At 41.1% G+C, this 24,068-nt stretch carries 22 protein-coding genes and 4 pseudogenes; 16 read left to right on the forward strand and 10 right to left on the reverse strand.

Annotated features, from left to right (window positions below; translation table 11 throughout):
* Positions 1–69: 69 nt before the first annotated feature.
* The 7 genes and pseudogenes from HSISS2_RS01570 (at position 70) to HSISS2_RS01600 (ending at position 7,083) form a co-directional block, all read left to right on the forward strand.
* Complete coding sequence (locus HSISS2_RS01570; RefSeq protein WP_002883757.1) at positions 70–759, forward strand: response regulator transcription factor; 690 nt, start codon at positions 70–72, stop codon at positions 757–759.
* A complete protein-coding gene (locus HSISS2_RS01575; RefSeq protein ID WP_002889189.1) occupies positions 756–2,285 on the forward strand; it encodes a HAMP domain-containing histidine kinase in 1,530 nt (509 codons plus the stop codon). The genes HSISS2_RS01570 and HSISS2_RS01575 overlap by 4 nt, the downstream gene beginning before the upstream one ends.
* Before the next feature lie 121 nt (positions 2,286–2,406).
* Positions 2,407–2,886, forward strand: a complete 480-nt coding sequence (gene nrdR / locus HSISS2_RS01580; RefSeq protein ID WP_002889188.1) for a transcriptional regulator NrdR — start codon at positions 2,407–2,409, stop codon at positions 2,884–2,886.
* Positions 2,883–4,056: pseudogene (locus tag HSISS2_RS01585) on the forward strand (DnaD domain protein). Before nrdR ends, HSISS2_RS01585 begins: the two are co-directional and overlap by 4 nt.
* A 3-nt stretch (positions 4,057–4,059) precedes the next feature.
* Positions 4,060–4,962, forward strand: a complete 903-nt coding sequence (gene dnaI / locus HSISS2_RS01590) for a primosomal protein DnaI (RefSeq protein ID WP_021145038.1) — start codon at positions 4,060–4,062, stop codon at positions 4,960–4,962.
* 106 nt (positions 4,963–5,068) lie between these two features.
* A complete protein-coding gene (der, locus tag HSISS2_RS01595) occupies positions 5,069–6,379 on the forward strand; it encodes a ribosome biogenesis GTPase Der (protein ID WP_021145039.1) in 1,311 nt (436 codons plus the stop codon).
* Positions 6,380–6,441: 62 nt separating this feature from the next.
* Complete coding sequence (locus HSISS2_RS01600) at positions 6,442–7,083, forward strand: hypothetical protein (RefSeq protein ID WP_021145040.1); 642 nt, start codon at positions 6,442–6,444, stop codon at positions 7,081–7,083.
* A 227-nt stretch (positions 7,084–7,310) separates the two neighbouring features.
* Here the strand turns inward: HSISS2_RS01600 and serS are convergent.
* From serS to HSISS2_RS01645, 9 genes and pseudogenes are all read right to left on the reverse strand, one after another.
* A pseudogene (serS, locus tag HSISS2_RS01605) lies at positions 7,311–8,587 on the reverse strand (serine--tRNA ligase).
* 209 nt (positions 8,588–8,796) lie between these two features.
* The gene (locus tag HSISS2_RS01610) at positions 8,797–9,171 is read right to left on the reverse strand and encodes a DUF956 family protein (RefSeq protein WP_021145043.1); all 375 of its coding nucleotides are present in this window, start codon (positions 9,169–9,171) and stop codon (positions 8,797–8,799) included.
* A gap of 78 nt (positions 9,172–9,249) precedes the next feature.
* Positions 9,250–10,160 (reverse strand): annotated as a pseudogene (locus HSISS2_RS01615) (PTS system mannose/fructose/sorbose family transporter subunit IID).
* 14 nt (positions 10,161–10,174) lie between these two features.
* Entirely contained in the window at positions 10,175–10,990 is an 816-nt protein-coding gene (locus tag HSISS2_RS01620; protein ID WP_021145045.1) for a PTS mannose/fructose/sorbose transporter subunit IIC, read from the reverse strand.
* 67 nt (positions 10,991–11,057) lie between these two features.
* A complete protein-coding gene (locus HSISS2_RS01625; protein ID WP_002883770.1) occupies positions 11,058–12,050 on the reverse strand; it encodes a PTS sugar transporter subunit IIB in 993 nt (330 codons plus the stop codon).
* 264 nt (positions 12,051–12,314) lie between these two features.
* On the reverse strand, positions 12,315–12,701 hold the full coding sequence (locus HSISS2_RS01630) for a DUF956 family protein (RefSeq protein ID WP_021145046.1): 387 nt from the start codon (positions 12,699–12,701) through the stop codon (positions 12,315–12,317).
* 12 nt (positions 12,702–12,713) lie between these two features.
* Entirely contained in the window at positions 12,714–13,628 is a 915-nt protein-coding gene (locus HSISS2_RS01635; protein WP_021145047.1) for a PTS system mannose/fructose/sorbose family transporter subunit IID, read from the reverse strand.
* 15 nt (positions 13,629–13,643) lie between these two features.
* Positions 13,644–14,444 carry a PTS mannose/fructose/sorbose transporter subunit IIC gene (locus HSISS2_RS01640; protein WP_021145048.1) on the reverse strand — a complete coding sequence of 267 codons (801 nt, stop codon included), beginning with the start codon at positions 14,442–14,444 and terminating at the stop codon, positions 13,644–13,646.
* Between the two features lie 17 nt (positions 14,445–14,461).
* Entirely contained in the window at positions 14,462–15,469 is a 1,008-nt protein-coding gene (locus HSISS2_RS01645) for a PTS sugar transporter subunit IIB (protein ID WP_021145049.1), read from the reverse strand.
* Positions 15,470–15,846: 377 nt separating this feature from the next.
* On the opposite strand from HSISS2_RS01645, the gene HSISS2_RS01650 reads away from it, so the two are divergent.
* Entirely contained in the window at positions 15,847–16,578 is a 732-nt protein-coding gene (locus HSISS2_RS01650; RefSeq protein WP_021145050.1) for a cyclase family protein, read from the forward strand.
* 44 nt (positions 16,579–16,622) lie between these two features.
* Here the strand turns inward: HSISS2_RS01650 and HSISS2_RS01655 are convergent, their stop codons facing one another.
* On the reverse strand, positions 16,623–17,423 hold the full coding sequence (locus tag HSISS2_RS01655) for an HAD family hydrolase (RefSeq protein WP_021145051.1): 801 nt from the start codon (positions 17,421–17,423) through the stop codon (positions 16,623–16,625).
* Between the two features lie 219 nt (positions 17,424–17,642).
* Between HSISS2_RS01655 and HSISS2_RS01660 the strand changes: the two genes are divergently transcribed.
* From HSISS2_RS01660 to HSISS2_RS01695, 8 genes and pseudogenes are all read left to right on the forward strand, one after another.
* Positions 17,643–19,064: an NCS2 family permease gene (locus tag HSISS2_RS01660; RefSeq protein ID WP_021145052.1), complete on the forward strand. Its 1,422-nt coding sequence runs from the start codon at positions 17,643–17,645 to the stop codon at positions 19,062–19,064.
* Between the two features lie 282 nt (positions 19,065–19,346).
* Complete coding sequence (gene tsaE / locus HSISS2_RS01665) at positions 19,347–19,790, forward strand: tRNA (adenosine(37)-N6)-threonylcarbamoyltransferase complex ATPase subunit type 1 TsaE (protein ID WP_021145053.1); 444 nt, start codon at positions 19,347–19,349, stop codon at positions 19,788–19,790.
* Positions 19,783–20,304 carry a GNAT family N-acetyltransferase gene (locus HSISS2_RS01670; RefSeq protein ID WP_021145054.1) on the forward strand — a complete coding sequence of 174 codons (522 nt, stop codon included), beginning with the start codon at positions 19,783–19,785 and terminating at the stop codon, positions 20,302–20,304. Before tsaE ends, HSISS2_RS01670 begins: the two co-directional genes overlap by 8 nt.
* A gap of 7 nt (positions 20,305–20,311) precedes the next feature.
* Positions 20,312–21,564: pseudogene (locus tag HSISS2_RS01675) on the forward strand (LCP family protein).
* 150 nt (positions 21,565–21,714) lie between these two features.
* Positions 21,715–22,188: a ribosome maturation factor RimP gene (gene rimP, locus HSISS2_RS01680; RefSeq protein ID WP_002883745.1), complete on the forward strand. Its 474-nt coding sequence runs from the start codon at positions 21,715–21,717 to the stop codon at positions 22,186–22,188.
* Between the two features lie 65 nt (positions 22,189–22,253).
* Positions 22,254–23,453: a transcription termination factor NusA gene (gene nusA, locus HSISS2_RS01685; protein ID WP_042766894.1), complete on the forward strand. Its 1,200-nt coding sequence runs from the start codon at positions 22,254–22,256 to the stop codon at positions 23,451–23,453.
* A gap of 20 nt (positions 23,454–23,473) precedes the next feature.
* Positions 23,474–23,770 (forward strand): YlxR family protein, encoded by a 297-nt coding sequence (locus HSISS2_RS01690; protein WP_008535929.1) that lies wholly within the window; start codon positions 23,474–23,476, stop codon positions 23,768–23,770.
* Positions 23,763–24,065: a YlxQ-related RNA-binding protein gene (locus HSISS2_RS01695; RefSeq protein WP_002889162.1), complete on the forward strand. Its 303-nt coding sequence runs from the start codon at positions 23,763–23,765 to the stop codon at positions 24,063–24,065. Before HSISS2_RS01690 ends, HSISS2_RS01695 begins: the two co-directional genes overlap by 8 nt.
* Positions 24,066–24,068 lie beyond the last annotated feature (3 nt).

Below are 24,068 nucleotides of genomic sequence, written 5' to 3' on the forward strand. Positions count from 1 at the left end.
AAATAAATCGACAGACTTTTAAAGGAAAATAGAAGTCAAAAAAATTTAAGAAAGTGGTAAATACTTATTATGAGCAAACGCATTTTGATTGTTGAAGATGAGAAAAACCTTGCTCGTTTTGTCTCGTTAGAACTTCAACACGAAGGATACGACGTTGTGACAGCAGACAACGGACGTGAAGGACTAGAAATGGCACTTGAGAAAGATTTCGATCTTATTCTCTTGGATCTTATGTTACCTGAGATGGACGGTTTTGAAGTAACTCGTCGTCTCCAACAGGAAAAAGATACTTATATTATGATGATGACAGCTCGCGACTCAATCATGGACATCGTTGCCGGATTGGATCGTGGTGCTGATGACTATATTGTAAAACCATTTGCGATTGAAGAACTTTTGGCACGTATTCGTGCGACCTTCCGTCGTCAAGATATTGAAGCTGCTAAGAATGCACCAGCTAAAGCGTCAACTTACCGTGACTTGAAATTAGATGTTCAAAACCGTACAGTTGTACGTGGTGATGAAGCTATCCCATTGACAAAACGTGAGTTTGATTTGTTGAACACACTTTTGAGCAATATGAACCAAGTGATGACCCGTGAAGAACTTTTACTTCAAGTTTGGAAATATGATGATGCTATCGAAACAAACGTTGTAGACGTTTATATTCGTTACTTGCGTGGAAAAATTGATGTTCCAGGCAAAGAATCATATATTCAAACGGTACGAGGCATGGGTTATGTTATTCGTGAAAAATGAGTAAATTACAAGATAAATTATTCGGTAAAGTAACCATTAGAAAAAAGTTGACCATGACAACTGCTGTGGTCTTCTTTCTTGTATTATCGATGTTCACCCTCGTTGTTGTTTTTTCAGCAAATACGCTTCTTTTACAACGTGAACGTCAAAATGTAAATGCTACCATCTCAAAGGTTGTTACATACATTGAAAAAGACTGGGATTCTGATGAAGAATTAAGTCCAGAACCGCTCTTAGCTGCCCTTTATTCGCCTAAAAATATCTATGCATCAATTATTAATGGCGTGCTTTCTGAAAAGCATTCTCTAGATGGCCAAGTTGCGATTTCTAATAAACTCTATTCAAATCAGTCAGTCTTTGTTTATGACAAAAAAGGAACGTTTATCTTTACCTCTGAGGAGAATACAGATTCTCCACCAGGCATGTCTGAGGTTAACAAACTAAAGTCAGTGTCTTATAAGGGAAAACGTGGCTTCTTGCTAGAGGTTCCGATTTATGGTAAAGATAAAAAGACAATAGTTGGTTATGCCCAAATCTTCCATGATTTGGAATTCTATTATGCCCTCAAAGAGCGTCTGATTTTCTTATTGATTTTCCTTGAAGTAGGGATGACGGTCTTGGTCATCGCAGCGACTGTCGTTGTCTTGACATCTATTCTTCGTCCGATGAGACAGTTGCACGAGACTATGGGGGTTATTACCGATTCACCAAGTGATTTGGAGCTCCGTTCTAAGATTGAAAGTCATGATGAAATTGGTGATCTGGCGGTTAACTTTAACCGTATGATGGATAAAATCCAAGAGAATAATCAGATGCAGATGCGCTTCTTGAGTGACGTGAGTCACGAGTTGCGTACTCCGATTGCCGTTATCAAGGGACATATGGACCTCTTGCAACGTTGGGGTAAAAATGACCCTGAGATTTTGGAAGAAAGTCTGGAGGCTGCAAGCCATGAGGCCAACCGTATGACCATTATGATCAATGATATGTTGGATTCTATCCGAGTTAAGGGATCCTTTGAGAATCACAGAAATGACACTTGTGATTTGAATTCTTCAATTCGTACGGTTATTGGGAACTTCCGTGTTTTGCATGAAGATTACCAATTCTATCTCAATGATTTTGAAAGTTCTGAGCGTCCAGCACAGATTTACAGCCAACACTTTGAACAGGCTATCACAATTTTGATTGATAATGCCGTCAAGTATTCACCTGTTGACAAGGAAATCCAGGTAACAATTAAAGCTCTGGAAAATGAAATGTTGGTACAGGTACAAGATAATGGTGAAGGAATTTCTAAAGAGGACATCGAACATATCTTTGAGCGCTTCTACCGTTCAGACAAGGCACGTAATCGTACTACAACTCAATCTGGTGTGGGTATTGGTTTATCAATCCTTTACCAAATTGTGGAAGCTTACCGATGCCGTATTGAAGTTAGTTCTGAATTGGGTGTCGGTACACGTTTCGACCTCTATATTCCTTTTGCAGGGGCAGAAACTACGTCACCACAACTTGAACTTTAAGTAAGAAAAAATGAGTGCTATAGCGACTCTCTTCATAAGCATGTCCTAGCTTAGGGCGTGCTTTTTACGTGCTTTTATGGTAAAATAGAGTACCGAATTTCGAAGATTGGTGGTGAAATGCATGCGTTGTCCAAAATGTCAACATAATAAATCTAGTGTTATCGATAGCCGTCAGGCAGAGGATGGAAATACCATTCGTCGTCGTCGGGAGTGTGATACGTGTCACACTCGTTTTACAACATTTGAGCGTGTGGAGGAAGTTCCACTTTTAGTTGTCAAAAAAGACGGTACGCGTGAACAATTCTCTCGTGATAAGATTTTCAATGGTATCCTGATGAGTGCACAAAAACGCCCAGTTTCTAGTGAGGATATTGAAAATGCTATCACTCGGATTGAGCAAAACATTCGCCGCAACCATGATGGAGAGGTTGATAGCGAGGTTATTGGGAATTTAGTCATGAAAGAACTCGCTGACCTTGATGAAATTACCTATGTCCGTTTTGCCAGTGTTTACCGTTCTTTCAAAGATGTTGATGAAATTGAAGAGTTACTTCAAGAAATCACCAAGACAGTACGTGCGAAAAAAGAGTCTAAAAAATGAGACCTATTGAAGAATTTGTCTATGTTGGCAATCAGGTTATCGTTCCCGATCAGGCAAGTTTAATGCGTTGCTACTACCCCATTATTGGGAGTGAGGGTTACGCTCTTTACCAGTATTTTGTGGCTTTCTATGACAATGGAAATCACCGTCATAAGTTTGCGGCTATTTTGAATCACCTCAATTTTGGCATGCAGCCCCTCAAGGAGGCTCTGGCCGTCCTGACAGCGGTGGATCTTTTAGCCTTCTACCAATCACCCCAAGGAATTTATGTTGTTGAGCTTAAGTCTCCTTTATCCATTGAGCAATTCCTCAAGCATGCGGTTTACAGCTCGCTTTTGGAACAAAAATTAGCGAACCATCAGTAAATGCTTTAAAACCAGCAAGTCTACACGGTTTGCAAGATTTATCCAAACGTTTTTCAGATGTCTTTACAGATGAGCGTTTGGCTCAGAAGACCGTGTCAGACATCAAGCCTAAGAATTCGTTTGATTTAACTAGCTTCAGAAATCGGATGCAGGCCGATGGTCTTGTCTTTACAGATGAAAAGACAGATGTGACCGAAATCTATAAATTGTCTGAGATTCATCATATGAATTGGTATGATACCTATCTCTTGGCTAAAAAAACAGCTGTAAACCATCAGATTATTGTCAAGCGTATGCAGGTGCAATTAGAGCAGGCACAAGCTCAAAAATTGGGTGGTGACTCTGCTTTGACGGAGACTGAAGAAAAGGTTCTTAAGGCGGTTAGGTCTGAAAAACCTATAGATTATCTACAAGGTGCCAAGGGTCCTGGTGGTGCTGTGACTAATTCTGAGAAGAAGATTCTCACAGACTTGGCACAAAGAGGCTTTATGGATGAGGTCATCAATCTCATGGTTGCCTATAGTTTGGGTAGGACACATTCAACCAATGTGAATAGAGAGTATATTTCTAAACTTGCTAATGATTTTGCCTTTAAGAAAATCATCAGTGCTGAACAAGGGCTTTTAGCTTTGCGTAGTGGTTACGATAAGAAATCAAAGCAAACTAAGGCTGATGCTAAGAAAAAACAAATGTGCCGAGCTGGAGTGATCCTAATTATGACAACCAGACCAGCCAGGCTGATCAAGCCAAATTGGACGAAATTAGACGTCGTGCTTTGGCTAAACTAGAAAAAGGAAAGGAGTAGCCCATGGAAAGAGTTGGACAAACCCTCAACCGAACGGGTCATTATGGGTCTGTTGATGCAATAGATTTAACCAAGCAAATCTTGGCAGATCCAAGAGTGGCACGTTTTATTCAAGAGCATGGCTTAAGTCAGGATGAAATCAAACGTAGTCTCCCTAAGTTTAATCAATTCTTGGTGGAATGCCGTAAGGTCAAAGAAGGTGATGTCTCCTACATTGCCAAGGGGTATGAGCCAATTCTAACCATGAATGAGGGCTACGCCGATGTGACTTATAAGGAGACACGTCAGCTCAAAGAGCAGCAGGAGCAACAGGCTATTGCCAATCGGATTAACTTGGTAAGTCTCCCTCAATCTTATCGTAAGATTACTTTTGCGGATATCGCTTTAGACGATGTGGCTCGTGTTGATACCTATGAGAGTCTTGTAGAGTTTGTGGCTGATTATCCAAGTCCAGATCAAAAGGGTCTCTACCTCTATGGTGACATGGGAGTTGGAAAGTCCTTTATGTTGGCTGCCATGGCTCATGAACTTTCAGAGACCAAGAAGGTTGCTACGACCATTATCCACTACCCATCCTTTACCATTGATGTTAAGAATGGTATTAAAGATGGTTCTGTTAAGGAACAAATTGATGCTGTAAAAGAAGCAGAAGTCTTGGTTTTAGATGATATTGGTGCAGAGCAGTTCTCTTCTTGGATTAGAGACGATGTTTTGCAGGTCATCCTCCAGTACCGCATGATTGAGGAGCTACCGACCTTCTTCACGTCTAACTATAGCTTTGCGGACTTAGAAGCTAAGCTATCCAATGGACGTCAGGGAGACGAAACATGGCAGGCTAAACGTGTCATGGAGCGAATCCGTTTTCTAGCCAAAGAGGTTCACTTGAGAGGCGTTAACCGTCGTTAAGTTGGCCCCAATAAATGATAAAAAATGATTGATTTTGCTTTCCTTGTGGAAGGTAAGGTTGCTAAACGAAGAAAGGAATCCCTGTTTTAACTAGGGACTTAAACATATGACATTACCTACAGTTGCTATCGTGGGTCGCCCCAATGTTGGGAAGTCGACCCTATTTAACCGAATTGCGGGTGAACGTATCTCTATCGTCGAAGACGTCGAGGGGGTAACACGTGACCGTATTTATACTTCTGCTGAATGGCTTAACCGTCAGTTTAGCTTGATTGATACGGGTGGTATTGATGATGTTGATGCCCCATTCATGGAGCAAATCAAGCACCAAGCTGATATTGCCATGACCGAAGCAGACGTTATTGTCTTTGTTGTTTCAGGCAAGGAAGGCGTAACAGATGCGGATGAATACGTTGCTCGTATTCTCTATAAGACTCATAAGCCAGTTATCCTAGCCGTCAATAAAGTGGATAACCCTGAAATGCGTGCAGATATCTATGATTTCTATTCTTTGGGGCTTGGCGATCCCTATCCTGTTTCATCTGTTCATGGTATCGGAACGGGGGACGTTCTCGACGCTATCGTTGAAAATCTCCCAACAGAGATTGAAGAAGAAAATCCAGACATCATTCGTTTCAGTTTGATTGGGCGTCCAAATGTCGGAAAATCAAGTTTGATTAACGCCATTTTGGGCGAGGACCGTGTGATTGCCAGCCCAATTGCTGGTACGACTCGCGATGCCATTGATACAAACTTTGTGGACAGTGAAGGTCAAGAGTATACCATGATTGACACCGCTGGTATGCGTAAATCTGGTAAGGTTTATGAAAATACAGAGAAATACTCTGTCATGCGTTCTATGCGTGCCATTGACCGTTCTGATATTGTTCTTATGGTTATCAATGCAGAAGAAGGTATCCGTGAGTATGACAAGCGCATTGCTGGTTTCGCCCATGAAGCTGGTAAAGGGATTATCATCGTAGTTAACAAATGGGATACTATTAAGAAAGACAATCATACCGTTGCTAACTGGGAAGCAGATATCCGTGACCAGTTCCAATTCTTGAGCTATGCACCAATTATCTTTGTATCGGCTGAGACCAAACAACGTCTTAACAAGTTGCCAGAGATGGTTAAACGCATCAGTGAAAGTCAAAACCGTCGTATTTCATCGGCTGTCTTGAATGATGTTATCATGGATGCCATTGCCATCAACCCAACACCAACTGACAAAGGAAAACGCCTTAAGATTTTCTACGGCACACAAGTTTCGGTTAAACCACCAACATTTGTTATCTTTGTCAATGAAGAAGAACTGATGCACTTCTCTTATATGCGTTTCTTGGAAAATCAAATTCGTCAGGCCTTTGGTTTTGAAGGAACACCAATCCACTTGATTGCTCGTAAACGTAAATAAAAAGAGACCAACCAGAATAGAATCGTTATGGGTTGGTCTTTTAGTATTTTAAGGAGAAAATGATGTTAGAAAATATTAAAGCTTATTTATCTAAACAAGGGGTTAAGTATATCAAACCTGAAAAAGCGGGTCAACATCAAGAAGAAATGGAAGTGCTCAAGGCACTTGGCCAAGCAGCTCGTAAGGAAATGCAGGTCTTATCAAAAGTTTTAGAGGAGCGTTTGGCACCCTTTAAGATGGATCGTGTCAGTAATTGGGCCAATCAGGCACAAATATGTCGCCCACACTTTTGGTGCTATTATAGGGCCCCTGAGGACAGTTTAGACGATGTTGCCATGGCGATTCGACTTTATGGTCAGCCTAAAAAATGGGGGATTTCAGTTGAAGTTAGCTTTGTCGAACGGAAAAAATCAGACACCACTCTAGCTAAGCAACATAAGGTCCTAGACTTACCTATTGCCCCCTCTCTATACTATTTTGCCCAGGAAGATGGTGTCAGTCATCGTGTAGAAGGAACTGAAGAGAATCGTCAGATGCTTAAAGCAGCAGTTAGAGATGGTCGTGTTCGTAAGGTATTGGTTAAATATGATGTACCTGTGACGAGTAGCTTGACTGAGGCTGACTTGATAGATCAACTAATGGAAGGCTTTCAACTATTAATGCCCTATTATGATAGTTGTCATGACACAAATGATTTATTGTAGTAATAGTGTAATCGAAGAGAATACATACACAAGGCTTACTGCTTTGAATGAGAATTTTAAATTAGCCCCCAAAGGTATTGCTTTCTTAATATCAGCCCCACAAGATTGACTTGGGTTCTCCCGAGTCGGAAAGTGGACGAAAAGCTCAGTTCACAGCTGCATCATTGGTTTAAAGTAAAATAAAAACGAGGTTGGAACGATTGTTCCAGCCTCGTTTATTCGTTTATTTATTTTGGTGCAATCACTTCAGCACCGCCCATGTAAGGACGAAGAACTTCAGGGATAGTTACTGAACCATCTTCGTTTTGGTAGTTTTCAAGGATAGCGGCTACTGTACGTCCAACAGCAAGTCCTGAACCGTTAAGAGTGTGAAGAAGTTTTACCTTACCATCAGCTTCGTCACGGTAACGGATTTGTGCACGACGGGCTTGGAAATCTTCTGTGTTTGAACATGAAGAAATTTCGCGGTAAGTGTTTTGTGCTGGAATCCAAACTTCCAAGTCGTAAGTTTTCGCAGCTGAGAATCCCATATCGCCAGTACACAAAGTGATGACACGGTATGGCAAGTTAAGTTTTTGAAGGATGTTTTCAGCGTTAACTACCATTTTTCCAACTCATCATATGAGTCCTCAGGTTTTGAGAATTTGACCATTTCAACCTTGTGGAATTGGTGAAGACGAATCAAACCACGTGTATCACGACCAGCTGAACCAGCTTCTGAACGGAATGAAGGGCTCATAGCTGTGAAGTAGATTGGCAATTCTTTACCGTCAAGGATTTCACCGCGGTAGTAGTTTGTCAAAGGAACTTCAGCTGTTGGGATAAGGACGTAGTCAGTACCGTCAAGCTCGAAAGTATCTTCCTTGAATTTTGGATATTGACCAGTACCGAACATTGAGTCGTGGTTAACCATGTAAGGTGTGATCATCTCAGTGTAACCTTCTTTAGCGTGCTCATCCAACATGAAGTTGTAGATTGCACGTTCCAATTTTGCTCCAAGGCCTTTGTAGAAAAGGAAACGAGAACCAGTGACTTTAGCACCACGTTCCCAATCTAGGATACCAAGGTCTTCCCCAAGATCCCAGTGTGCTTTAACTTCAAAATCAAATTCACGAGGTGTTCCCCAACGACGAACTTCTACGTTTTCATCTTCGTCAGCGCCTACAGGAACAGAGTCATTTGGTGTGTTTGGAAGTGTCACAACGATGGCATTAAGCTTTTCATCGATAGTAGCAAGTTCTGCATCAATTTCCTTAATTGCTGCAGAGACTTTTTGCATTGCTGCGATTTGTTCAGAAGCATCTTCTTTGTTACGCTTAGCTTGAGCGATACCATCTGAAGCAATGTTACGTTGAGCTTTGAGTTCTTCAGATTTGATAAGAAGTTCGCGACGTTTAACATCAAGCTCTTTAAGTTCATTTAAAGTTTCAGCAGCGACACCACGTGTAGCCAATTTTTCGGCAAGGGCATCGAAGTCGTTACGAATACGTTTTACATCTAACATAAGTTCCTCCAAAAAGTAAAACACTCCAGTGAAAGTGTTGGAGTGACATAGGCCACGGTTCCATCCAACTTCACAGGAGTGCACTTGTTTATGTTTTTAATTATTAGAAACGGTAGAATTTCGTAGGTCAACCCTACCTGCTCGCAGCAACCGCAGGCTTTCTGTAAGGGTCTAGCTAGTACTTATCCGTCTGTTATATTATACAAAAATTATGATTTTTTGGCAAATAAACCTTTGAGTCGAGCCCCAATAGTTTGAATGAGAGTTGGTAGCTTGACGACTTTTTCATTGCCAAGGTGTTCCCTAGCAATTTTTAGAATCTTCCCAGAATCTTTAGAAGCAAAGAGGAATTTGCTCTTGTCTGTCAACACTTCAAAGTGACGGCTAATTTTCTTTCCTGATACATTCGCACCGATTTGAGTAATGCTAGTCCATGGGATTTGAATGTATTGCTCGACATTGACATCTGGGTAGAATTCAAGAGCCACATCCCCGATTAGAAATTTGCCGACTTTCCCCCCGATAGCCATGTAGGAAACGCCTGTTGTATGCAATTCAACTGTTTTGTTTAGTGATTGTGCCATATCTATCTCGCTTTTTGATTGTAGTACTTTTATTATAGCATAAGAAAAGAGTTTAGCTTTGCTAAACTCTTACTCTTTTTACATGATTCCGAAGAAGCTTGCAACAATACCAACTACAAAGAGTCCGATGATGATTGTGATTGGTGAAACTTTCTTCTTAAGCAACCACATACATGCAAAAGTAAGGAGAAGTCCCATCAAACCTGGAATCAATGAATCCAATTGTTTTTGAAGGGTATCCACTTGAATCTTATCGAAGCTAAGTTTGTCATTAACTTGGCCGAGGATAGTCTTAAGTTGGTCACCGCTAACATTGCCTTTAGGCCATTCGATATAGGCACCTTTAGACAAAACTTTACCTGGAAGGTTTACAGTGAAGACGATAGATACCCAACGTTCAACAAGGACAGCCAAGATGAACATACCAAGGATTGATGCCCCTTTAGTAATATCTTTCAAGATACCACCAGACATGTCTTTAGTGATTTCTGAACCTGCTTTGTAACCAAGTTCTTGAGTGTACCACAAGAATGCCATACGGATAAGGTTCCAACCGATGAAGAAGATAAGTGGACCAGCGATGTTACCAGCTTGTGCCAATGATGCACCAAGGGCACCAAGGATAGGACGAACTGTGAACCAGAAAACAGGGTCACCGATACCGGCAAGAGGTCCCATCATACCGATTTTAACCCCTTGGATAGCAGCATCTTCGATGTCAGTACCGTTAGCTTTTTCTTCTTCAAGAGCCAAGGTAACACCCATGATAGGAGCAGCTACGTAAGGGTGGGTATTGAAGAATTCCAAGTGACGTTTAAGAGCTGCGGCTTGGTCTTCTTTGTTAGTGTAGAGTTTTTTGATAGCAGGAATGAGTGAGTAAGCCCAACCCAAGTTTTGCATACGTTCGTAGTTCCATGAACCTTGCAAGAATTGTGAGCGCCACCAAACCTTTTACGATCCGCTTGAGATAATTGAATTTTTTCAGCCATGAGAGCACCCCTTCCTAGTAGTCTTCCAAGATATCGCCGATTGGGTCGCCTGAACCAGTTGAAGTTCCGCCACCATTTCCGCCACCTTGTTTAGAAAGGTTGAGGTAGATGAAGGCAATAGCGACACCGATAGCACCAAGAGCGATAAGTGTCAATTGGCTAATAGCAGCAAAAGCAAAACCGATGGCGAAGAATGGCCAAACTTCACGAGTTGCCATCATGTTGATAACCATGGCGTAACCAACGGCTACGACCATACCACCACCGACAACCATACCGTGGTTGAGCCAGTCAGGCATCAATCCAAGAGCATGTTGAACAGATTCTGCTGGGATAGCAAGAAGAAGGGCAGCTGGCACAGCAATACGCAAACCTTGAAGAAGGAGGGCGAGGTAGTGTGCGCGTTCAACACCAGCGATGTTTCCGTTTTCTGCAGCTTTATCTGCGGCATGAACAAGGGCAACAGATGCTGTACGAACAAGCATAGTTAGGAAGAGACCGGCAACCGCAAGTGGGATAGCTGTTGCAGTCGCAACACCGATACCTTCAGTTGTGAAGTTACCACCTTTAACCAAAATAATGGCAGCAGCAACAGAGGCAAGGGCAGCGTCAGGAGCGACAGCGGCACCGATATTAGCCCAAGCAAGGGCGATCATTTGAAGAGAACCACCAAGCATGATACCTGCAGTGAGGTTACCTGTAGCAGCACCGATGAGGGTACATGCAACAAGTGGTTGGTGGAATTGGAATTGGTCAAGGATACCTTCAAGACCAGCAAGGAAGGCAACAACTACGACCAAAATTGCAGAAATAATTGACATATCTGACATGGTAATAATTCCTTTTCTATTGAGTTGTGGTTAGCTGAGATTATCAACTAATTTATCTGAATGAAGGTTATTGAACGTTAGCTTTTTTGATAAGGTCGAACAAATCTTTCTTAGAATCATTTGGTACCTTACGGACGTCGAATTCAACGCCAAGGTCACGCAATTTTTCGAAGCAAGCAACATCGTCTTTGTCCATAGACAAAACGTTGTTAACCATTGTTTTACCAGTTGAGTGAGCCATAGAACCAACGTTAAGTTCTTTGATTGGCACGCCACCTTCGATAGCACGAAGTGCGTCTTGAACAGTTTCGAACAAGATAAGCGCGTGTGTGTTACCAAAGCGAGGGTCCTTAGAAGCATCAATCAATTTTTGAATTGGAACAACGTTTGCTTTAACCCCATTTGGTGCTGCTTGTTTGATCAATTCTTTACGAAGCTCATCTTTAGCAACGTCATCTGAAGCAACAATGATACGGTCTGCTTTAGAAGCAGGTGTCCAGTTAGTTGCTACCTGACCATGCAAGAGACGTGTGTCCAAACGTGCCAAGTTAATCTTGAGTTTACCATCTCCGATAACTGTCCCTTCTGGGATAGCTCCTTGAGGTGCAGCAGCTTCTACAGGAGCTGCTGTTGTTTCCTCAGCTGGATTAAGCTCCTCTGGAAGTGCCTTGATACCACCCTTAGCTTCCTTGATGATATTAGCAGCAACTTGCTCTGCAGTAGCGTTAGCATCCATCATACGTTCAGTGTATGCTTGGATTAGCATTGGCAAGTTAAGTCCTGTGATGATAGCAATCTTGCGATCTGGATTTTCTCCAGCAATTCGGCTAGCTTGGTTAAATGGTGAACCAGACCAAAGGTCAGCCAAAACAAGAATTTCATCATCAGCATCGAATTGTGCAATGGCGTCGTTGAAGTGAGCGTACAAGTCATCAGGACCTTCACTTGGCATGAAAGTTACGACTTGAACTTTCTCTTGGTCTCCAAAAATCATAGAGCCTGATTGGTGGATCCCTTCAGCGAACTTACCATGGCTGGCAATAATAATACCGATACCCATTCGTGTTCTCCTCCTTATAAATTATTTTTTCCTAGGCTTAAAAAGACTATCTCCGATTTTTATCAAGACGCTAAAAAAGCGTCTCTCAATCTTTTTAAACATAAGAAATCAAGAACAATCATATTGTAAAACGCTTTCACGCAGATGTCAATAGCTAGTGAGAAAAAATTTCAAAAGAAGTCAATTTCTTTCAAAAATGAGCAAAACATTATAAAAAGATTGCCCAACCATTAGATTGGACAATCTTTTTATAATACTCGGAGATTATTTCTTCTTGACAATGAGTCGGAAAAGATTCTTAAAGCCTTGTTTGAGAACAACGATGAAGCTAGGTGCTTTTCTTAAACTTTCTCGAGGAATTCTTTTTTGAATTTCTTTCAAAGTTATTCGGCTTTTTCGACTGGCAAAACGGAAACGTCCATTTTGCTTAGTACGGATTTCAAAACGTGGGATGAACTTACCACCGAAGTAGACATCGGCAATCACATAAGTGATTTCATCCCAAGGAATTTGAACGTAGTCTTGTAACTTCGTATCATTGTAAAATTCGAAGGCCTTATCACCGACCATGATATTTCCGTAAATAGGCCCTTCACGGAACCAAGTTCCCTTAGATGTGTGAGCCATTTCGGTATTGAGCGATTTAACCATACCTTGCTCCGATTAGAGTAGACCAATAATGTGGAGTACAATAGCTAGAACAAAGATACCCAAGATGATAACAATTGGAGAAACTTTTCTCTTAAGAAGGTACATGCAGAGGAAAGTCAAACCAAGGGCAGCAAGACCAGGAATCAATTGGTTCAAGTTATCTTGCAAGGTTGTCACTTTGTTAACGTCAAGAGAGCGACCGGCAGCTTGTTGATGGAAGGCTTCTTTAACACCGGCAATACCTTTTGGAAGTTTATCCCAATCGATATAAGCTCCTTCTTGTTGTTTAACAGTAGAGACAACTGGTGTGAAGGTAATGCTTACCCAACGTTGGATAAGAGAACCGATAACGAACATCCCCATCATTGATGCGCCACGAGTTACTTGTTGAAGAAGGTTACCAGATACGTCGTCTGTAATCGCAGCACCAGCTCTATAACCAAACTCTTGAGTGTACCATTTAACGGCAGCGACCATAGCATTCCAAAGTACGAAGAAGACGATAGGTCCCAAGATGTTACCTGAAACAGCCAAACCTGCTCCTAATGAAAGGAAGATTGGGCGAAGGGTAAACCAGAAGAGAGGGTCACCGGCACCTGCAAGAGGCCCCATCATACCAACCTTAACCCCTGAGATAGCGGCATCATCGATGTCCGCCCCGTTAGCACGTTCTTCTTCCAAGGCAAGTGTAACCCCAAAGATTGGGTTAGCCATGAATGGTTGTGTATTGAAGAATTCCAAGTGACGTTTAAGAGCAGCTACACGTTCTTCTTTTGTTTGATAAAGTTTTTTGATTGCAGGAATAAGGGTGTAAGCCACACCACCATTTTGCATACGTTCATAGTTGAATGAAGCTAAAAGGAAGTATGAGCGCAAGAAAGCTTTGAAACGATCTGCTTTTGTTAATTTAATTTTTGAATCAGCCATTTTCTTTCCTCCTAATTAAAAGTCTTCCAGAATTTCACCGAGGGGATCACCTGATCCTCCATCATTTGAAGAACCATTTGAACCACTAGCTTCAAGTGCAAGGTACATAACGGCAAGACAGAGGCCGATGATACCCAAGCTAATCAAGGTCAATTCTTTGAGGGCAGCCAAAGCAAAACCAAGGAAGAAGAATGGCCAAACTTCGCGACTAGACATCATGTTGATAACCATGGCATAACCAACGGCTACAACCATACCACCACCGATTGTCATACCTGATGTTAACCATTCAGGCATAGATTCAAGACCAGATTGTACAAGGTGTGCAGGAATCAATAGCAAGAGGAGGGCAGGGATAGCAACACGGAGACCTTGGAGGGACATACCGATAAAGTGCCATCTTTCAATACCAGCGATATCAGCATCTTCAGCACGACTATCCATAATGTGAGCGATGAAGACAGTTGCAGTACGGACAAACATTGTCAAGGCAAGACCGGCAACAGCCAAAGGAACCGCAAGGGCGATGGCTGGACCAATTCCTTTAGCTCCTTGACCACCCAAGATAAGGATGATTGTAGAAGCTACAGCGGCAAGTGAGGCATCTGGTGCCATGGCAGCACCAACGTTTGCCCATCCCATAGTGATCAATTGTAAGCTACCACCCAACATTACGCCGAGTTCGAGATGACCAGTAACAAGACCGATAAGGGAACAAGCCACAACTGGCTGGTATGTTTCGATTTGGTCGTTAACTGAGCTACAACCGATGATGAAAGCAACAATTACGACTAAAATAATTTGTACTAAACTCATTTATGCATCCTCCAAAATTATTTCTTCTCTGCTAATTTAGTTTCAGCTGACTTAATCAAGGCATCAACGTTTGCTGGGCTATCACTTGGTACCCCACGAACGTCAAATTTGACACCCAATGATTGCAACTCTTTGATAGCATCCACATCTGTTTGGTCAAATGAAAGAGCTTTAGTAACGTTGACTTTTCCTTCTTTATAAGCTGAAGAACCAAGGTTGATTTCTTTAATATCAACACCTGCTTTAACAGCAGCAAGAGCCTCTTCAACAGATTCAAAGAGAAGCATAGCACGTGTATCACCAAAACGTGGGTCATTGTTTGCTTTAACCATGTTTTTAATTGGGATAACGTGAACTTGAACACCAGATGGAGCGGCTTGTTTAATCATGTTTGTACGAAGTTTATCATGACAAACAGTGTCTGAAACAACGATGATACGGTCTGGGTGAGTTGAGTGAGTCCAACCAGTCGCAACCTGACCGTGGAGGAGACGTGTGTCAACACGAGCCAAAACGTATTTGATTTTTCCATCACCAAGTACTGTTCCTTCAGGAATGGTACCCTTAGGAATAGAAGGTTTAGCGTCTGCTGGTTTAGTGTCTTCTTCAGGAATAAGGCCTTCTGGAAGGACTTTAACGCCTTCTTTTGTTTCCTTATAAATGTTAGCGACAATCTCTTCAACCCCAGCATCAGGAGCTACCATACGTTCCGTATATGCTTGGATAAGCATTGGTAAGTTGAGTCCTGTCACGATAACCATCTTGCGATCAGGATTTTCTTCCTTAATTCGGCTTGCCTGGTTAAATGGTGATCCAGACCAAAGGTCTGCAAGGACTAGAATTTCGTCGTCAGCGTCAAATTGAGCAATGGCATCTTTGAAGTGAGCGTACAAGTCGTCAGGACCTTCATTTGGCATGAAAGTAACCACTTGAACTTTCTCTTGTTCACCAAAAATCATAGAACCTGATTGGTGAATACCTTCAGCGAATTTACCATGGCTAGCAATAATAATACCGATACCCATTAGTGTTCTTCCTCCTTTTATATATTGTTTCTTAGGAATAGAAAAATGATTATTGGTATTAGCATCGATCAGTATGAAATGACAACAATATTTTTTTAGTCCCTCGAAAATTAGAACACTCTAATTATAGGACGTTACCATGAATTTGTCAATGGTTTTCGTAACAAAAGTGTCATATAATTGAAAAAAACATCAAATTATTGCAAATATACTTTTTTTTAGACAATAAGTGTTAAATATAGTTTTAAGCTATATTTAACTAGAGGAAATAGGATTAAGAAAAAATGAGATAAAAGCTTGTAATAGCTGGTGTTGGCTGCTATAATTTCTTCAATTAACTATTTAAGGTTAAATCTATAAGAAAAGAGGGCCTCCTTATGTCAGATTTACTAAGTATTTATAATGAATTGCAATCTAAGAAATGGGTTGACTTGACCCACAAAATTAATGCGGAAAGTCCACATTTCCCAGCCCTTCCTGCTTTGAAACAAGAAGATCTTTTCACATTAAAAGATGGTTTCCATGTTCAAAAATTTACAGTGGTTGGTCAATACGGAACGCATATTGATGCACCGATTCACTTTGTAGAAGGTGGTCGTTGGTTGGATGAGATTGCCCTCAAAGATCTTCTTTTACCACTCTATGTTATCGACAAGTCTAAAGAAGTTGCTGCGAGTCCAAACTTTGTCTTGAGCAAACAAGATATCTTAGACTTTGAAGCAGAACATGGACGAATTGTTGAAGGGGCCTTTGTCGCTTTTCGTAATGATTGGTCGAAGCGTTGGCCAGATCAAGATGCTATGCGCAACCTTGATGAAAATGGGGTTCAGCAAAGTCCAGGTTGGAGCCGCGAAGCTCTAGAATTCTTGATTCATGAACGCCATGTTAAGGCTGTCGGTCATGAGACTTTTGATACAGATGCTGGTATTCCAGCAGCAGAACATGGCTTGGTTAACGAATACTACCTCTTGGAACAAAACATTTATCAGGTAGAAGTCTTGAACCAATTGGATCAAGTTCCAGCCGTTGGTGCTTTGATTTCAATTGCATTTCCTCACTGGGACAAGGCGACAGGTTCCCCAGTGCGTGCAGTGGCTATTTTACCTTAATCAGAACAAAAGACACCGAAGAAATTTTCAGTGTCTTTTCTTGTTTATAAAAAGAGTTCTTGAAGTTTGCGAGCAACGCCATCCTCTTCATTAGTCCACTCAATTTGTTCGTTAGCGTGGGGAAGAAGGACAGAGCTAGCATTCTTCATGGCATAACCAGTTTTAGCAAGTTCCAACATCTCTGTGTCATTGTGTTCGTCACCAAAAGCAATCAAATCATCCGTTGATTTACGCATGGCCTTAAGTAAGTAGTTCAGGGCGTAGGCCTTGTTAATACCTTTAGGCGAAAATTCCAAAATATTAAGCGGGCCACCCCAAGAATCAACTTCAATTTCTTCCTTGAAGTCTTTCTTGATATCATCGGCTAGCTGGTACTTATCTTCGTGACGAGTTTGCATAAGAAGAGCATTTGGGTTGCGCGTGATTTTAGTTGGTTCTAAACGCATAGCCTCAATAATTTTATCAACACCAAAGAGTTGTGGTTGAATACGCTCTGGGTGATTCATAGTGATATAGAAGTGTTTTCGATATTCACTAGCCAGAAAATCCATCTCTAATTCATCATGGCGTTGTAAGAGGCTAATCAGATATTTCTTATCTAATTTAACCGAATGCTCATAAGCCCAGTCTTGGTCTGGAAGATTGGTCAAAGAGCCGTTGAAGGTGATGAGTGGTGTTTCTAACCCTAGTGTTTTGTAATGGTCAATAGCCATACGATAAGGACGACCTGTAGCAATAACGACTTGGTGTCCTTTGTTTTGTACGTCTTTAATCGTTTTTTGTGTAAATTCTGAAATAGTTCCATCTGGGCGTAATAACGTTCCATCAAGATCTAGTGCAATCAATTTTTTGTCATGTTCCTATTATAGCAAAAATCTGTCCTTTGTTGGTGATTAAGAAAGAGCTTTCTAAGAACGTTCGGTTTTTCATAAGAAAAGTCTCAGGAAATAAACCTTGCACCGTCAAATGATTTCATGTAGAATAGTAATGTTGCATTCTACATGAGAATGTTCCGAAATTATTCGGATTTTGACAATATTTTTTATTAAGGAGTCTAAACTTTCATGGAAAAGTTTTTCAAATTGAAAGAACATGGTACTGATGTCCGCACAGAAGTGACTGCCGGATTGACAACTTTCTTTGCCATGTCTTACATCCTCTTTGTTAACCCAGCGATGTTGGCCCAAACAGGAATGCCTGCACAAGGTGTTTTCTTAGCAACAATTATTGGTGCGGTTGCAGGGACATTGATGATGGCATTTTATGCTAACCTACCATACGCTCAAGCGCCTGGTATGGGGCTTAATGCCTTCTTCACCTACACAGTGGTCTTTTCTTTGGGTTACACTTGGCAAGAGGCCTTAGCAATGGTCTTTCTATGTGGTGTTATTTCATTGATCATCACGGTAACTAAAGTACGTAAGATGATTATTGAGTCTATTCCAACAGCTCTCAAATCTGCTATTTCAGCAGGTATCGGTGTTTTCCTTGCCTATGTTGGGATTAAAAATGCTGGTTTCTTGAAATTCTCAATTAATCCACATACCTACACTGTAGCAGGTAAAGGTGCTGACATGGCCAAGGCGTCAATTACAGCTTCATCGTCAGCTACACCAGGTTTGGTTGCCTTCAATAATCCAACTGTAATTGTAGGTTTGATTGGTCTTGCGATTGCGATTTTCTTTATTGTTAAAGGTATTCGTGGTGGAGTTCTTCTTTCAATCCTCGTAACGACTATCATTGCTATTTTTGCTGGTGTCGTTGATCTTGGAAGCATCGATTGGCACGCAGCTAGCTTGACATCATCTATTAAAGATCTTGGTCAGGTCTTTGGTGCAGCGCTTGGATCTAAGGGATTGGGATCACTCTTTGCAGACGTTTCTCGTTTGTCTGGTGTCTTTATGGCTATCCTTGCCTTCTCATTGACTGATATCTTCGATACTATCGGTACCTTAATCGGTACTGGTGAGAAGGTTGGTATCATTGCTTCAACAGGTGATAACAACGAATCAAAAGCTCTTGACCGTGCTCTTTACTCTGACCTTGTTGGTACAAGTATTGGTGCCATTGCAGGGACTTCAAACGTTACAACTTACGTTGAATCTGCAGCAGGTATTGGTGCTGGTGGACGTACTGGTTTGACAGCTCTTGTGGTTGCTGTACTCTTTGCCATTTCTAGTTTCTTTAGTCCAGTGGTGTCAATCGTTCCAAATGCGGCAACAGCGCCTATTCTTATTATTGTAGGTGTTATGATGCTCTCTAACCTTAAGAGTGTCGATTGGGAAGACTTGTCTGAAGCTATTCCTGCCTTCTTCACTTCTATTTTCATGGGATTCTCATATAGTATTACCTATGGTATCGCAGCTGGTTTCCTTACTTATACTTTGGTGAAAATTGTTAAAGGTCAAGCTAAGGATGTTCACCTCATTATGTGGATTTTGGATATCCTATTTATCCTTAATTTTATCAGTATGGCTGTGCTCTAAAGTTTGAATCATACAAAAGTCTGGCACTTGTGTCGGGCTTTTTTAGTTCTCTTGTGAAGTACGATTTTCCTATTTTTAAGGCTGTTTTTTAAAGGAAATTGAAATCAAGACAAATAGATGTTTGAGATTTAATTTTATGAGTACTAAATAAAGCTAAGATAAGTTTTTAATTAGTGTATCGTCTCTGCACTTGCGGTTGAGAGGAGTCATTATTTGCATGATTTTACTGGAAATTTACAGCGGATTCTAGTCCATATTTTTATTTTTTGATATAATGAAAACATGATTTACAGTCGAAATGAAGAGGAATTGATAAGTATTGGCCAAAACATTGGTAGCCTGCTCAATTCTGGTGATATAATTGTTCTCTCAGGTGATCTGGGAGCGGGCAAAACCACTTTAACGAAAGGGATTGCCAAAGGTTTAAATATTTCACAGATGATTAAAAGTCCGACCTACACTATCGTTAGGGAGTATGAAGGACGTTTGCCACTATATCATTTAGATGTATATCGTATAGGCGATGATCCAGACTCTATTGACTTGGATGATTTTCTATATGGCGACGGTGTGACGATTATAGAGTGGGGTGAGCTCTTGGATGAGGATCTCTTAGGGGATTATCTCTTGATTTCGATAGCTCATCATGATGATGGACGACAGTTGACGTTCGAAGCTTTTGGACCGAGAAGCCAAGAAATTCAGGAGGCTATATTAAATGGCTGAGCAAGAATTAGTCATTGAAGAAGCCCAAAGAGAAGATGCAACTTCGTTGGCCTTATTACTTGAGACGGTGGCCTTGGAGTCAGACTTTCTAGCCCAGGATGATAGGAGTTCTGTCCTGAGTGCTGAACAGCTAGCATCTTATATTGATAGTCGCCAAAATGTGACTAACGAAATTTGTTTAGTGGCGAAATTAGGCCATGAGGTCATTGGTGTTTGCAATGTTACTGCTGACCAAGACACTAAAACCAGTCATATCGGTGATGTCTTTATTGCGGTCTCTAAGCTCTATTGGGGACATGGCGTTGGTCAGTCTCTTATGGAATTAATGATTGATTGGGCCAATCATACACCAGCTATTCGTCGTTTAGAGTTGACGGTTCAAGCACGTAATGAACGGGCAGTTCACCTCTATCGTAAATTTGGATTTGACATCGAAGGCACTAAGAAACGTGGTGCCAGAACTAAAAATGGAGAATTTCTAGACGTTTACCTTATGGCTAAACTTATAGATTAGGAAAAATATGAAACTTGGACGAAAAATTTTATTAATGTTGTTGGCGATTTTTGCCACTACTGTAGTAGCTGCGGGTATTTATCTAACAACAACCTACAACTATGCGACTGGTGAATTATCAAAGACATTTAGGATGTCTAAGGCAACCACAGGTAATAGCAAGGCGATTCAGCAGACTAAACCGATAACTATCTTGTTAATGGGGGTAGATACGGGGTCTAAAGAACGTAAGGAAACCTGGGAAGGGAACTCTGATACCATGATTTTGGTGACGGTGAATCCTGAGACTAAGAAGACAACCATGACCAGTCTAGAACGTGACCTGTTAACGGATATAGAGGGGTCGGGACAAGCCAAACTGAATGCAGCCTATGCTGAGGGAGGCGCCGACTTGGCTATCTCGACGATTCAAAAGGTTTTAGACATTGATATTGACTATTATGCACTGATTAATATGCAAGGGATGATAGATCTGGTTAATGCCGTAGGTGGTATTGAAGTAACCAATCATTTCGATTTTCCAATTTCAATTGCAGAGAATGAACCAGAATTTCAGGCAAAAGTTGAGCCAGGAACCCACAAAATTAATGGTGAACAAGCCTTGGTTTATTCGCGTATGCGTTATGATGACCCTGATGGTGACTATGGTCGTCAAAAACGTCAACGTGAGGTTATTCAGAAGGTTGTTGCCAAGATTTTGAAGATGGACTCTATTGGTTCCTACAAAAAATCTTATCAGCTGTGAGCTCAAATGTGCAAACAAGTATTGAACTTGGTGATACAGATACTCTCCGTAGTTTGATGGGTTATAGTGATGCCCTTAAAAATATTAAGTCTTATCAGTTGGCTGGTTCGGATGCCATGATTAATGGTGGAAGCTACCAAATGGCTTCAACTGAAGATATCCTGAAAGTACAGAACCGTATTAGAAAAGAAGTCGGTAAGAAAAAGGTTTCTGAGTCTAATCTTAAGACATCCTTGGTTCTCTCTGGCTCAGGAGCATCAAGTTATGGCTCTGATAGTTTCGTTAATTCGAAATCAAATGCAGCCTCTAATGAATCCTCTGGAGTGTATGAGGGTGCCACTGTAGAGGGAGCGGGTAGTGCTTCAGTAAATACTTATGGTGGGAACACCACTTATAGCAGTAATTATAGTGGTACAACAGGTAGCTATGTTCAGGATCAAGGTACGGCAAGTGCCACTTACAATAATGGTGGTTCTGGTGTGACTACTTATAGTTCTGCTCCGGCGACGCAATAGAAGGATTGGGAATTCCCATCCTTTTTCTTATGTCTATCTTGTGATATGGTTATTCCTTGCAATGGTTTATGAGCTATGCTATAATATAGGAAAATAATGAAAGAGAGGCGGAGTAGAAACTTCGTCTCTTGTGTGTGTAAGGAGGTCATAATGTCGCAAAAAATTATTGATCTCGTGACGGCAGTCGTAGCTCCAGCTATTCCTGAGCCATACGAACTGGTCGATATCGAGTACGAAAAGCTTGGCGGTGACTATGTCTTGTCAGTTTTGATTGATAAGCCAGGAGGTATTACTGTAGAAGATACTGCAGACTTGACTGAAATTATCAGTCCCCTCTTGGATACTATTCAGCCTGATCCTTTCCCGGATCAATACATGCTGGAAGTTTCTAGTCCAGGGTTAGAGCGTCCCTTAAAAACCAAAGAAGCTTTGACAAATGCTGTTGGTCAGTATATCAATGTTAGTCTTTACAAGGCTATTGATAAGATCAAGATTTTCCAAGGTGACTTGGTGGCCTTTGATGGGGAAACCCTAACAATTGATTACCTTGATAAGACTCGCCATAAAACTGTTGAGATTCCCTATCAAACAGTTGCTAAAGCTCGTTTGGCAGTCAAACTCTAAAACTATTAGTGTAAATAAAGAAAGGATGCCAGTTTTGGCCTTTAGAGGTTAAAACAACAAAGAATATGAGCAAAGAAATGCTAGAAGCCTTCCGTGTCTTGGAAGAAGAAAAACACATTAACAAGGAAGACATCATTGATGCCGTGGTTGAATCGCTTAAGTCAGCCTACAAGCGTCGTTATGGTCAGTCAGAATCAGCTGTAGTTGAATTCAATGAAAAAACAGGTGATTTTCAAGTTTATACCGTTCGTGAAGTTGTAGACGAAGTCTTTGATAGTCGTTTGGAAATTAGCTTGAAAGATGCCCTTGCTATCAGCTCTGCTTACGAACTTGGCGATAAGATTCGTTTTGAAGAGTCAGTTGATGAATTTGGCCGTGTTGCAGCGCAATCTGCCAAACAAACCATTATGGAAAAGATGCGCAAGCAGATGCGTGAAATCACTTATAATGACTATAAGCAACATGAAGGTGAAATCATGCAAGGAACAGTTGAACGCTTTGACCAACGTTTCATTTATGTCAATCTTGGAACGCTCGAAGCTCAATTGTCACGCCAAGACCAAATTCCTGGCGAAAGCTTTAAGTCACACGACGTCATCGATGTTTATGTTTATAAAGTTGAAAACAACCCTAAGGGTGTTAACGTCTTTGTAAGCCGTAGCCATCCAGAATTCATCAAACGTATCATGGAACAAGAGATTCCTGAGGTATTTGATGGAACTGTAGAAATTATGAGTGTGTCTCGTGAAGCTGGTGATCGTACTAAGGTTGCTGTTCGTAGCCATAACCCTAACGTTGATGCCATTGGTACCATTGTTGGGCGTGGTGGAAATAATATCAAAAAGGTGGTCAGCCGCTTCCATCCAACACGTTTGGATGCTAAGACAGGTATTGAAGTTCCTGTTGAAGAAAACATTGATGTTATTCAATGGGTTGAAGATCCAGCTGAGTTTATCTACAACGCTATTGCACCTGCTGAAGTGGACTATGTCCTCTTTGACGAAAATGATAGCAAGCGTGCGACAGTTGTTGTTCCAGATAATAAATTGTCACTTGCGATTGGTCGTCGTGGACAAAACGTTCGTTTAGCGGCTCACTTGACTGGCTATCGTATTGATATCAAGTCAGCTACTGAATATGAAGCTCTTGAAGCTGAAAAAGCTGAGGCTGCTACAGAAGAAGTTGTAGACGAGGTTGTTGCAGAAGAAACTACACCTGTTGAAGTCACAACAGAAGAAGTAACTGAAACAACAGAAGCAGAATAAGAAGAACATAGAGGTGTTTGATGGCTAAAACACGAAAAATACCTTTACGAAAATCAGTTGTCTCAGGAGAAATCATTGATAAACGTGATTTGCTCCGTATTGTGAAAACTAAAGATGGTGAAATTTTCATTGATCCAACAGGAAAGAAAAATGGCCGAGGAGCTTATATTAAATTAGATAATGAGGAAGCTCTCCAAGCTAAAAAGAAACGAGCTTTTAATCATAGTTTTTCAATGGAAGTTCCTGAAAGTTTTTACGATGAACTTATCGCCTATGTGGATCACAAGGTCAAAAGAAGAGAGTTAGGTCTTGAATAACACAGAAAAATTGTCCAATTTACTGGGACTAGCGCAAAGGGCTGGAAAACTTATTTCTGGCGAAGAACTTGTCATCAAGGCAGTTCAATCAGGAAAGGCAAGATTAGTCTTTCTTGCCAATGACGCTGGTAGTAATGTGACTAAAAAGATGACTGATAAATGTAACTACTATAATATAGAATTCTCCACAGTGTTTAACGCACTGGAATTAAGCATGGCTATTGGTAAACCGAGAAAAACGGTTGCTGTGGTTGATGCTGGATTTTCAAAGAAAATGAGGACTCTTATGGACTAAAGA

This window comes from Streptococcus sp. HSISS2, assembly GCF_000448665.1.
GTDB lineage: Bacteria > Bacillota > Bacilli > Lactobacillales > Streptococcaceae > Streptococcus > Streptococcus raffinosi.

Excerpts from the sequence above, each read along its gene's own strand:
- HSISS2_RS01570 (WP_002883757.1), top strand. The coding sequence starts at position 70 with ATGAGCAAACGCATTTTGATTGTTGAAGATGAGAAAAACCTTGCTCGT.
- HSISS2_RS01575 (WP_002889189.1), top strand. The coding sequence starts at position 756 with ATGAGTAAATTACAAGATAAATTATTCGGTAAAGTAACCATTAGAAAA.
- nrdR (WP_002889188.1), top strand. The coding sequence starts at position 2,407 with ATGCGTTGTCCAAAATGTCAACATAATAAATCTAGTGTTATCGATAGC.
- dnaI (WP_021145038.1), top strand. The coding sequence starts at position 4,060 with ATGGAAAGAGTTGGACAAACCCTCAACCGAACGGGTCATTATGGGTCT.
- der (WP_021145039.1), top strand. The coding sequence starts at position 5,069 with ATGACATTACCTACAGTTGCTATCGTGGGTCGCCCCAATGTTGGGAAG.
- HSISS2_RS01600 (WP_021145040.1), top strand. The coding sequence starts at position 6,442 with ATGTTAGAAAATATTAAAGCTTATTTATCTAAACAAGGGGTTAAGTAT.
- HSISS2_RS01610 (WP_021145043.1), bottom strand. The coding sequence starts at position 9,171 with ATGGCACAATCACTAAACAAAACAGTTGAATTGCATACAACAGGCGTT.
- HSISS2_RS01620 (WP_021145045.1), bottom strand. The coding sequence starts at position 10,990 with ATGTCAGATATGTCAATTATTTCTGCAATTTTGGTCGTAGTTGTTGCC.
- HSISS2_RS01625 (WP_002883770.1), bottom strand. The coding sequence starts at position 12,050 with ATGGGTATCGGTATTATTATTGCCAGCCATGGTAAGTTCGCTGAAGGG.
- HSISS2_RS01630 (WP_021145046.1), bottom strand. The coding sequence starts at position 12,701 with ATGGTTAAATCGCTCAATACCGAAATGGCTCACACATCTAAGGGAACT.
- HSISS2_RS01635 (WP_021145047.1), bottom strand. The coding sequence starts at position 13,628 with ATGGCTGATTCAAAAATTAAATTAACAAAAGCAGATCGTTTCAAAGCT.
- HSISS2_RS01640 (WP_021145048.1), bottom strand. The coding sequence starts at position 14,444 with ATGAGTTTAGTACAAATTATTTTAGTCGTAATTGTTGCTTTCATCATC.
- HSISS2_RS01645 (WP_021145049.1), bottom strand. The coding sequence starts at position 15,469 with ATGGGTATCGGTATTATTATTGCTAGCCATGGTAAATTCGCTGAAGGT.
- HSISS2_RS01650 (WP_021145050.1), top strand. The coding sequence starts at position 15,847 with ATGTCAGATTTACTAAGTATTTATAATGAATTGCAATCTAAGAAATGG.
- HSISS2_RS01660 (WP_021145052.1), top strand. The coding sequence starts at position 17,643 with ATGGAAAAGTTTTTCAAATTGAAAGAACATGGTACTGATGTCCGCACA.
- tsaE (WP_021145053.1), top strand. The coding sequence starts at position 19,347 with ATGATTTACAGTCGAAATGAAGAGGAATTGATAAGTATTGGCCAAAAC.
- HSISS2_RS01670 (WP_021145054.1), top strand. The coding sequence starts at position 19,783 with ATGGCTGAGCAAGAATTAGTCATTGAAGAAGCCCAAAGAGAAGATGCA.
- rimP (WP_002883745.1), top strand. The coding sequence starts at position 21,715 with ATGTCGCAAAAAATTATTGATCTCGTGACGGCAGTCGTAGCTCCAGCT.
- nusA (WP_042766894.1), top strand. The coding sequence starts at position 22,254 with ATGAGCAAAGAAATGCTAGAAGCCTTCCGTGTCTTGGAAGAAGAAAAA.
- HSISS2_RS01690 (WP_008535929.1), top strand. The coding sequence starts at position 23,474 with ATGGCTAAAACACGAAAAATACCTTTACGAAAATCAGTTGTCTCAGGA.